Origin of the sequence: Streptomyces sp. H27-H5 (assembly GCF_026627505.1) — a bacterium.
Classification (GTDB): domain Bacteria; phylum Actinomycetota; class Actinomycetes; order Streptomycetales; family Streptomycetaceae; genus Streptomyces.
The window spans coordinates 1-9,841 of the sequence record NZ_JAPNLK010000163.1; the positions used below are offsets into that span (position 1 = coordinate 1).

The window sequence follows — 9,841 nt, forward strand, 5'->3', positions numbered from 1 at the left end:
GTACTCACGCCCCCGCGCTCACACCCCCACCAGGAACCCCCGCCAGGAACTCCCGCACGGCCGCGCCGAACCCCTCCGGATCCTCCGCCCGCGCCCGATGCCCCCTCGGCAGCTCCACCACGGCCCGCACCAGATCCGGCCGCCGCGCCGCGAGCCCGTACGCGACCCCCTCACCCGAGCCCCGACCCCACACCACCGCCGGCCCCAACCCCAGCCCCTCCAGCACGGTGGCCGCGTCCGCCACGTACCCGTCGCACGCATCCTCCCCGGCCACGCCCGACGCCCCGTACCCCGACAGATTCAGCGCGATGACATGCCACCCCGGCCCCGCGTCTCGGACCGCCGACTCGAAGGACCCCCCGTCCCCCGAGCGCCCGTCCTGAGACTGCCCGTCCCCCGGATGCCCCCGCAGCACCAACAGCGGCGCCCCCGCACCCCCGAAATCCGTGTATGCGAGCCCGCGCCCGTCCGCCGCCCGCACCACCCCCGGCAGCGGCCCCAGTCTTTCGATCACCCGCCGCCGCAGCAGCCGGTACTCCTCCCAGCGCCTCGGCAGCCGCCCCGGCGGCCGCTTCCCCATCAGCCGGGCCCGCGTGATCGTCTGCCCGAGCCGGAACTGCTCCCGCGTCAGATCGACGCACATCCCCCCGGGCAAAACGTTCCAACAGTGGAACCCCTGCTGCTGCCCGCCCCACCAGACCTCACCCACCATCAACTCCCCGCCCACCAGATCCTGGACGACCAGAGCCGTGATGTCGCAGTGCCCCCAAGCCGGATTCCCGGCCGTCCAGGGCGCCCGCTCCACGTCGTCGGGCGAACAGGTCTCGGCCGACCATCCCGCGCGGATGGCCGCCTCAAGATCCGCGAGGGTCCAGGGAGTCGTCATCGCCCCAGCGTGACGCACCCCACTGACAACGAGGCCGATCCACCCACCACACCACCCGCGTCGGCGCCGCGATCCGACTCGTGCCCCGGACCGCGGCGCCGACGACGGGCGTCCCCGGATCAGGGCCTGATGAGCGGCGTCCAACCGCTGGGGCAGGTGAGCACACCGCTCGCCACGTAGGTGCAGGAGTTCTCGAACACGTTCCCGTCGGTGGTCAGCACCTTGACCTGCGCGGTCACGTCCAGGATGTTCAGGGACACGCCACACGCGTTGCGCGGGAAGCCCGGGTTCCCGCTGGTGGAGAGGTCCTTCCAGACGTACGGCCCGTTCTCCACGATCGCGCTGGTCGTCCGACGCCCCAGAAACGCCTTGCCCCGGCTCACCACGGCACTGAACTCCAGGCCGAACCGCCCCTGGGCCGTGTCGACGCCCACGCAGGGCTGGGCCGGACCCCGGTCACCCTTGGGACCCCGGTCCCCCTTCGGCCCGCGGTCACCCTTGGGCCCCTTCGGCCCCCGAGGCCCCGTACAACCGCTCGACGGCCCGGACGCGGCGGACTTCAGCACCCTGGCCTTCAACTTCGAGCACCCGTCACCGGCCGCGGGAGCCGACGCCACGGCGGTCGACCCCTGCGCGGCGGCCATCGCCGGAGCCGAAACCCCCGACAGCGCGAACACCAGCGGCACTGCCACACCGCCGGCCAACCACACGCGCCGACCCGACTTCACTGCGGAACCCATCCCTGCTCCTTGCGTCGTCCAACCGAACGGGGTGGAGCATCCCGCGCAACCCCGCGTACAGATGGAACGACTGACGGAATGTCGGACATGTGTCAGCGGTACGGCCCAACGACACGCCGCCCCATTGGGCCGAACGGCCGCCCCTCACCCGACCCGGAGACCTCCCGCCGGCACGGCGAGACGACAATCATCGCCCGGCGTCAACCCCCGTGATACACAGAGTGACCTGGTCAGAGCGTTCCGGCGAGGCACAGACCGCGAGCTCGGGTAAAGAGAGCCGCCAAGTCGGCGACGGCGGCGGTTTCATCAGCGAAGATAGTGCGTGACCCATGCCGTCGGGCACGGGCTACCGGAACTACCCATACAGGGGCGGTGAGTTACATGATCCTGGCAGCCGAAAAGGGCGACATCACCACCATCATCGGCGGAATCGCCCCGAACTGGGGGCCGTTCGGCAGTCTCGGCAACGAAGCGAAGGTCATGATCGAAGTGGTCATGGCCATCGCGATCCTCCTCTGCCTCGGCATCGCCATCTGGGGCGCCGCCAAGCAGCGCATCGGAGCGACCGCACTGCGCGACACCTTCAGCGCGGAACAGGGCAAGGGCCTGATCGTGGCAGGCCTCACGGGCGTCTTCATCATCGGATCCCTGGGCACCCTCTTCACGATCGTCTACGGAATGGCCGTCTAGCCGTGTCGCCCGCCGGCCGTCGTACCTGATGGCGAATCACCACACCGCATCCACGCGGGAACGAGCGCTACCGTCGTACGAGGCGGAGGGGGCGGACACGGAATGAGCAACGACGACCACTACGGCGGCGGCGGCCACGGCGAAGTGGGCGGCACGGGCCAAACCCGTACGCGCCTCCCGGACTCCCCCTCCGACCCCTACGGCAACCCGCGCCGCACCCCCCGCCCCTCCCGCGGCCTCATCACCGCGGTCGGCGTGGTGGTCCTTCTCATCGCCGCCATCGCGTTCGCGAACCAATCCCCGGACGCCCCCACCAACAACGCGTCGAACAAGCCTCCGACCGACGCCGCCACCAGCCCCACCGGCACCCAGCCGGTCACCGGCAAGTCCAACGGCATCCCCAAGGGCTTCTCCCAAGACGAACAGGGCGCCCAATCGGCGGCCGCGAACTACGCGGTGGCCCTGGGCTCCGACGGAATGTTCGACAGCAACCGCAGACGCGCCATCCTCCAGGCCGTCTACCTCCCCGACGTGGCCTCGGCCCGCCAAGGCGAACTCGACCGGCTCTACTCGGATCAGGGATTCCTGTCCCGCATCGGCCTCGAAGCCGGCGGCAAGGCGCCCAAGGGCCTCATGTTCGTCTCCCGCGCCAACCCGGCCGGCACCAAGGTGGAGAAGTTCAGCGGCGACACCGCCAGCGTGTCCGTCTGGTCCTCGACGCTCTTCGGACTCGCCGGCGAGGGATCGAAGAACCCGGTCTCCGAAAGCTGGTACACCAACACGTTCGAGCTCAAATGGGCCAACGGTGACTGGTGGGTCTCCGACTTCTCGCAGCAGGACGGCCCGGCGCCCGTGGGCCGGGATCAAAGAGCGGCCACCGCCGAGGAGATGTCCGCAGCCGTGTCGCAGTTCGGAGGGCTCACCTATGCGCGCTAGCCGTCGTGGCACGTCCCTCACAGCCATCCTCGTACTGGTGCAAACCAGCGCGGTCCTCCTGGCCACCCGCGCTGTCGCCGCTCCCACACCGACGCCCTCCGGAACACCCTCACCGGGGAAGTGCGAGGGAGTCGTCGGCCCCCTCAAGGACTCGTGCGAACGCAGCATCGGAGGCGAGACGCCGACCGGAGCCGGGGGCACTGGCCTGAACGCCAACCCCACCGACGCCCTCAACCCCCTCGCCTCCCTCGCCCGCGGCTGCGCCGACGCCGCCGCCTGGATCGTCGGCAAGCTCAGCGAGGCCATCAAGTCCACGGCCACCGTCGACTTCACCAACCCCGCCTTCCTCCAGCAGTACGCCGTCGTCTTCGCCGCGAGCACCATCCTCACCCTCGTCCTGTGGCTCCTCGCCGTCGCCAAGCGCGCGATCCGCGGCGTCCCCCTCACCACCGCCATGTCCGAGGCCATCGGCTTCCTCTGGCTCACCGTCCTCGCCTCCGCGTTCACCCCGCTGATCCTCTACACCGTCGTCTCCGCGACCGACGGCGTCACCGAGGTCATCGCCGCGGCCACCGGCGGCCAGACCGACGTCTTCTTCGGCTCGTTCTCCGAGGCCCTCAAGAAGGGCGACGACATCGGCGGCGGCCCGATCATGCTGATCGTCGTGGCCCTCGTGACCGTCCTGGCCGCCGGGATCCTGTGGCTGGAGCTCGTCATCCGCGCCGCCCTGCTCTACGTCGGCGCCCTCCTGGGCACGGTCGTCTACGCCGGACTCGTCGACCGCAACATGTGGGGCCACGTCCGCCGCTGGGCCGGCATCATGATCGCCGTCATCCTCGTGAAGCCGGTCATCGTGATCGTCCTCGGCCTCGCCGGCGCCCTCGCGGGCGAGAAGGGCCCCAACGCCTTCTCCGCCGTCGTCTCCGGACTCGCGATCATCCTCCTGGCGATCTTCGCCTCCGCGATGATCTACCGCTTCGTCCCCGGCTTCGGCGACGAGATCGCCTCCGCCCGCTCCAACCGCAGCAAGGCCACCGACGGCGCCCAAGCCGCCGCCGTCATCAGCTCCCCGGCCTCCCTCGTCTCCCAGGGCATCAAAACCCACAGCAGCCGCGGCGGCGGCGCCCACCGCGCGAGTGGCGGAGGCGGCGGCGACGCCAATCAGATCTCCGGAGGCATGGCCGCGCACAGCAGCCGAGGCTCCGGCGGCGGGTCCGGCGGCGGATCTGTCCCCTCCGCCACACCCCCGCCCCGCACCGGCTCGAGCACGAGGAACACAGGAGGTGACGGGCGTTGACGACCCAGTCCCACCAGCTTCACCCGATCGCGCCCCGTCGCACGTATCTCATCGGCCGCGCCCGGCCGAACGCGATCGTCGGCAAGAACCGCGAGACCGGCGAGATCGCCCTGATCATCGCCGGCGCGTTCCTCGGCATGATGAGCGGACTGCTCGTCCCCGACCTCACCCTGCGCATCGTGAGCCTCGCCGGCTTCCCCATGCTCGCCCTCGCCGCCGTGTACGTCCCGTACAAGGGCCGCACCTTCTACCGGTGGTTCGAGATCAGGCGCAGCTACAAGCGCACCCTGCGCCGCGGCACCACCTACCGCTCCGGCACCATGGAGGCCGGCATCCGCGGCTCCGACGGCCGCGAGGTCGAGGTCGGCCCGCCGCCCGGCATCGGCCGCATCAGCTGGCTCGCCGCACCCTTCGGCCCCGACGAGATCGCCGTCCTCCTGCACGCCGACCGCAGAACCGTGACCGCCGCCATCGAGATCGAGGGCCCCGGCGTCGGCTTGCGCGACAGCGAGGACCAGGAAGCCCTCGTCGACCGCTTCGGCACCCTCCTCAAGCACGTGGCGAACGGCGACGGCTTCGTCACCCGCCTCCAGATGCTCGCCCGCACCCTCCCCGCCGACCCCGACGCCCACGCCAAGGACGTCGCCCAGCGCGGCGACACCACCGCCCCCGGCTGGCTCCGCGAGTCCTACGACCAGCTCCAGTCGATGGTGTCCACGTCCTCAGAGCAGCACCGCGCGTACCTCGTCGCCTGTATGCACTACTCGCGCGAACTCGCCGCCGAGGCCCACACCATCGCCCGCGCCTCGACCCCCCACAAGGGCCGCAAGCTCGACCGCGACGCCGGCCTCGCCATCGTCATGGCCCGCGAGCTCACCGACATCTGCGCCCGCCTCGCCGAGGCCGACATCCGCGTACGCCAGCCCCTCGGCCAGGGCCGGCTGTCCTCCCTCGTGCACTCCATGTACGACCCGGACCACCCCATCGACCACATCCAGGCCATGACGAAGCGCAACGCCTGGCCCGCCGAACTCGACGCGGTCGAACCCACCTACCTCCAGGCCAAGACCCGCGAGTCCTCCACCCGCGCCCCCTGGTGCCACGCCACCGCCTGGGTGAAGGAATGGCCGATGACCCCCGTCGGCGTCAACTTCCTCGCCCCGCTCCTCGTCCACACACCGGACGTCATCCGCACCGTCGCCGTCACCATGGACCTCGAACCCACCGAGGTCGCCATCGAACGCATGCTGACGGAGAAGACCAACGACGAGGCCGACGCCAGCCGCGCCGCGAAGATGAACCGCACGGTCGATCCGCGCGACATCGCCGCCCACGGCCGGCTCGACCAGAGGGGTGAAGATCTCGCCAGTGGTGCGGCGGGAGTCAACCTGGTCGGGTATATCACGGTGTCCTCGCGTTCACCCGAGGCCCTCGCCCGCGACAAGCGCACCATCCGCGCCTCGGCGGGCAAGTCCTACCTGAAGCTGGAGTGGTGCGACCGAGAGCACCACCGCGCCTTCGTCAACACCCTGCCGTTCGCCACCGGCATCCGACGCTAGCTGGAGGGAAGTGCCGCCCATGCGAGATCCCATGTCCGCTCTGACGGACGCCTTCACCAGCTTCCTGTTCGGCAAGGTGGAGACCACCCGCCTGCCCGTCCGCACCTCCACCGGGCAGGCCCAGGCCGTCTACCTGCCGACCGCCGCCCCCGGCCTCGGCGACTCCGGCGTCATCATCGGCCGCGAGGTCTACAGCGGCAAGGGGTACATCTACGACCCCTTCCAGCTGTACGGGCAGCAGCTCCCCGCCCCCCACTGGCTGGTCCTCGGCGAGTCCGGCAACGGGAAGTCCGCGCTGGAGAAGACGTACGTCCTGCGCCAACTCCGTTTCAAGGACCGCCAGGTCGTCGTCCTCGACGCCCAGGGCGAAGACGGCGTCGGCGAGTGGAACCTGATCGCCCAGCAGTTGGGAATAACCCCCATCCGCCTGGACCCCATCGCCGCGAACGACGACGGGATCCGCCTCAACCCCCTCGACCCGGCGATCACCACGACCGGCCAGCTCGCGCTGCTCCGGACCATCATCGAAGTCGCCATGGGCCACGGCCTCGACGAACGCTCCGGCTTCGCCCTGAAGGTCGCGCACGCCTATGTAGTCGACACGATCCGCGACCGCCAGCCCGTCCTCACCGACATCGTGGAACAACTGCGCCACCCCGAGCCCGAGTCCGCCCAGGCCATGAACGTCGACCTAGACGATGTCCGCGCCTGGGGACTCGATGTCGCCCTGGTCATCGACCGTCTCGTCGACGGCGACCTCCGCGGCATGTTCGACGGCCCCACCACCGTCGGCATCGACCTCGACGCGCCACTGATCGTCTTCGACCTGTCGCACATCGACCGCAACTCCATCGCGATGCCGATCCTCATGGCGATCGTCGGTGTCTGGCTGGAACACACCTGGATCCGCCCGGACCGCAAGAAGCGCATCTTCCTGGTCGAAGAGGCCTGGCACATCATCAACAGCCCCTTCGTCGCCCAGCTGTTCCAGCGCCTGTTGAAGTTCGGCCGGCGCCTGGGTCTGTCCTTCGTCGCCGTCGTCCACCACCTCTCCGACGTCGTCGACGGCGCCGCCGCCCGCGAAGCCGCCGCCATCCTCAAGATGGCCTCCACCAGAACGATCTACGCCCAGAAAGCCGACGAGGCCCGCGCCACGGGCCGGGTGCTCGGCCTGCCCCGCTGGGCCGTGGAGATCATCCCGACCCTCACCCCGGGCATCGCGGTCTGGGACGTCAACGGCAACGTCCAGGTCGTCAAGCACCTGATCACCGAGGCCGAACGCCCGCTCGTCTACACCGACCGCGCCATGACCGAATCCTCGGCGCAACACCGACTCCCCGACGATCTGCTGGCCGCCGAACTGGAGGCGGAGGAGCGAGCCCTCCTCATCGAACGCCACCACACCGGCCCCGGCTCCGCGACCACGGTGGCGTAACCATGTCCGACCCCAGACGTACGGAACCCCCCGCGCGGGCCGGAGGCGTCCCCGACGGGGCCCTCGTCGGCCTCCTGGCGTTCCTGCTCGGCCTCGCCGTCCTCGTCTGGTCGGCCACCGGCCTCTCGGCGCTCTTCTCCAAGGGCGCCTGGCCGGGCACCGTCACGTTCACCCGCACCCCGGACGCGGTCCGTGCCCTGATAACGGAACCCCACGACCTGGCCGGAGCCTGGCCCGAGACCGACCCGGCGGCCCTCTCCGGCTGGGGCCTGTTCTGGGGCCTGTTCATCGGCCAGCTCCTGATCCTGCTGGTCCTGACCCTCTTCACGATGGGCGTCATCGCCCGCACCAAGGCCCGCCGCGCCCTCCTCAAGCACCCCGGCCGACTCGACGACCAGCCCCCGCCCGGGCCGATCCCCACCCCGCCGGCGCCGCGGCCTCCGTCCGTGTTCGAGACCGCGAGTCCCGAGGCAGCGCCCCACGGCGCCCTCCGCACCGCGGACCACCCCGCGCCGGTCGACGAGGCCTACCCCCACGGCTTCGGCCACGCCCCGACACCGCCCCCGGCCACGACGCCCACCCCGGCACCCGCAACGGTGCCCGTGCCCGCACCCGTACCGGCAACCGCGCAGGCTCCGGCCCGCCTCGGCTACGCCGCCCCCGCGGAACGCCACACCACCTCCGCCCGCCACATCGCGGCTGCGGAAGGCGCGGTCCTCGTCGTCACGTCCGCCCCCGCACTCTGGTCGGAGACCAAGGACGCCCGCGCCAAGCTCGGCCCGGTCCTCCTCTACGACCCCTCGCACCTCTGCGACACCCCGGCCCGCATGCACTGGAACCCCGCGGAGGGCTGCGCGGACCGCGACCTCGCCGCCGCACGCGCCCTGGCCCTCCTGGCGCCCGTACGCCCCCAGGCCCGTATGGACGCCGCGGTCGCCGACACGGCGGAAACGCTCCTGCGGAGCTGGCTCCAGGCCGCGGCCCTCGACAACCGCCCCTTCAAGCAGCTGCACCGTTGGGCCCAGGGCACCAACGCCCAGGACCCGGTCCGGATCCTCCGTACGCACCCGCAGGCGGCCCCCGGCGCGGCCGGCGAACTCGAAAGCGCCCTCACCGCGTACCCCGAGCGCCGCGAACTGGCCCAGCACCTGACCGCCCGGGCCCTGTCCTGCCTCAGTTCGATCCACATCCGCGAGGCCTGCAACCCGAACCGAACGGATTCCGTCACGCTGGCTTCGTTCCTGACCGAAGGGGGCACCCTGTATCTGGTGGGCGAGTCCCTGGAGGACCCGCGCAGCCACCCGGGTGCAATGCCCTTGCTGACCGCACTCGCCTCCAGCGTGGTCGAGCACGGCCGTCGCATGGCCGCACGGTCATCCCACGGTCGGCTCGACCCACCACTGACGCTGGTCCTGGAGGACGTGGCGGCCGTCGCCCCCATTCCGCAGCTCCCGGAGCTCCTCCAGGACGACGCCCTGCCGCTCCTCGCGCTCTGCCGCAGCCGCGAGCAGGCCCGCTCCCGCTGGCCGCAGGCCGCCTCCGCCTTCTAACTCCCCACCGCGGGCCGTTCCAGTACGTACTCCAGCTCCCGGGCCTCCGGGTCCGACGGCGTACCGACCACGATCCGGCCGCTCGCCACGAATCCGTACCGCCGATAGAACGCCTCGGCCCGCCCGTTGTCCTCGTGGACGAAGAGCCGTACCCGCCCCAGCGCCGGCCCCTCCAGCGACCAGGCCCACTCCAGGGCGGCCGCGAACAACGCACCGGTCAGTCCGGTGCCCCGCTGCCCGGGCCGCACGAACACCCCCACCAGGTGCCCCTGCGCCTTCTCCACGACCTCACCGAAGTAGTCGACGGTGCCGCCTTCCTCGACGAGCACGGTCACCGACCCGTCCCAGGATCCGTCGGGAGCCTCGGCAACGAACTGCCGGGCAGCCCGCCCGCTCGAAGCTCTCGCGGTCCGTCCCTGCCAGAACTCGTCCGGCTGGGCCTCGGCCTCCACGATGCTCTCCAGGAAAGCCACCGGAGCCGCGGGATCCCGCAATGCGCTGAGCCGCAGCTCCTTGACCTTCTCCCACTCGCCGGCAGACACCGGCCGCACCCCATGCTGATTCATAGTGCGGATCAAAGCACGACACCGGTGCACCCTGCACGCAAAAAACAGGACCATTGAACGAAAATGGGTCTGGAACGCAGAAAAGCCCCGCACCCTGAAGGGTGCGGGGCTTTCCCACAATGATTGTTCGGCGGCGTCCTACTCTCCCACAGGGTCCCCCCTGCAGTACCATCGGCGCTGAA

9 protein-coding genes are annotated in these 9,841 nt (G+C 70.8%); 6 read left to right on the forward strand and 3 right to left on the reverse strand.

Features of this window, described 5'->3' with window-relative positions:
• Positions 1-4: 4 nt before the first annotated feature.
• Both OTB19_RS43515 and OTB19_RS39870 read right to left on the reverse strand, forming a co-directional pair.
• Entirely contained in the window at positions 5-886 is an 882-nt protein-coding gene (locus OTB19_RS43515) for an alpha/beta hydrolase (protein WP_324290586.1), read from the reverse strand.
• 119 nt (positions 887-1,005) lie between these two features.
• Positions 1,006-1,626 (reverse strand): hypothetical protein, encoded by a 621-nt coding sequence (locus OTB19_RS39870; protein ID WP_267803691.1) that lies wholly within the window; start codon positions 1,624-1,626, stop codon positions 1,006-1,008.
• A 381-nt stretch (positions 1,627-2,007) separates the two neighbouring features.
• Here OTB19_RS39870 and OTB19_RS39875 point away from each other — a divergent pair, with 381 nt between their 5' ends.
• The 6 genes from OTB19_RS39875 (at position 2,008) to OTB19_RS39900 (ending at position 9,093) form a co-directional block, all read left to right on the forward strand.
• Entirely contained in the window at positions 2,008-2,316 is a 309-nt protein-coding gene (locus OTB19_RS39875; RefSeq protein ID WP_053676383.1) for a hypothetical protein, read from the forward strand.
• A 102-nt stretch (positions 2,317-2,418) separates the two neighbouring features.
• The gene (locus OTB19_RS39880) at positions 2,419-3,252 is read left to right on the forward strand and encodes a hypothetical protein (protein WP_267803692.1); all 834 of its coding nucleotides are present in this window, start codon (positions 2,419-2,421) and stop codon (positions 3,250-3,252) included.
• Entirely contained in the window at positions 3,242-4,549 is a 1,308-nt protein-coding gene (locus OTB19_RS39885) for a hypothetical protein (protein WP_267803693.1), read from the forward strand. Before OTB19_RS39880 ends, OTB19_RS39885 begins: the two co-directional genes overlap by 11 nt.
• A complete protein-coding gene (locus tag OTB19_RS39890; protein WP_267803694.1) occupies positions 4,546-6,108 on the forward strand; it encodes an SCO6880 family protein in 1,563 nt (520 codons plus the stop codon). The genes OTB19_RS39885 and OTB19_RS39890 overlap by 4 nt, the downstream gene beginning before the upstream one ends.
• Before the next feature lie 19 nt (positions 6,109-6,127).
• Positions 6,128-7,543 carry an ATP-binding protein gene (locus OTB19_RS39895; RefSeq protein ID WP_267803695.1) on the forward strand — a complete coding sequence of 472 codons (1,416 nt, stop codon included), beginning with the start codon at positions 6,128-6,130 and terminating at the stop codon, positions 7,541-7,543.
• A gap of 2 nt (positions 7,544-7,545) precedes the next feature.
• Positions 7,546-9,093 (forward strand): type VI secretion protein, encoded by a 1,548-nt coding sequence (locus OTB19_RS39900; protein WP_267803696.1) that lies wholly within the window; start codon positions 7,546-7,548, stop codon positions 9,091-9,093.
• Here OTB19_RS39900 and OTB19_RS39905 read toward each other — a convergent pair.
• Positions 9,090-9,659 (reverse strand): GNAT family N-acetyltransferase, encoded by a 570-nt coding sequence (locus OTB19_RS39905; protein WP_267803697.1) that lies wholly within the window; start codon positions 9,657-9,659, stop codon positions 9,090-9,092. The two genes, OTB19_RS39900 and OTB19_RS39905, sit on opposite strands and share 4 nt — an antisense overlap.
• Positions 9,660-9,841 lie beyond the last annotated feature (182 nt).

Coding starts and splice junctions, on each gene's coding strand:
- OTB19_RS39900 (WP_267803696.1), top strand. CDS start 7,546: ATGTCCGACCCCAGACGTACGGAACCCCCCGCGCGGGCCGGAGGCGTC.
- OTB19_RS39870 (WP_267803691.1), bottom strand. CDS start 1,626: ATGGGTTCCGCAGTGAAGTCGGGTCGGCGCGTGTGGTTGGCCGGCGGT.
- OTB19_RS39905 (WP_267803697.1), bottom strand. CDS start 9,659: ATGAATCAGCATGGGGTGCGGCCGGTGTCTGCCGGCGAGTGGGAGAAG.
- OTB19_RS39880 (WP_267803692.1), top strand. CDS start 2,419: ATGAGCAACGACGACCACTACGGCGGCGGCGGCCACGGCGAAGTGGGC.
- OTB19_RS39875 (WP_053676383.1), top strand. CDS start 2,008: ATGATCCTGGCAGCCGAAAAGGGCGACATCACCACCATCATCGGCGGA.
- OTB19_RS43515 (WP_324290586.1), bottom strand. CDS start 886: ATGACGACTCCCTGGACCCTCGCGGATCTTGAGGCGGCCATCCGCGCG.
- OTB19_RS39885 (WP_267803693.1), top strand. CDS start 3,242: ATGCGCGCTAGCCGTCGTGGCACGTCCCTCACAGCCATCCTCGTACTG.
- OTB19_RS39895 (WP_267803695.1), top strand. CDS start 6,128: ATGCGAGATCCCATGTCCGCTCTGACGGACGCCTTCACCAGCTTCCTG.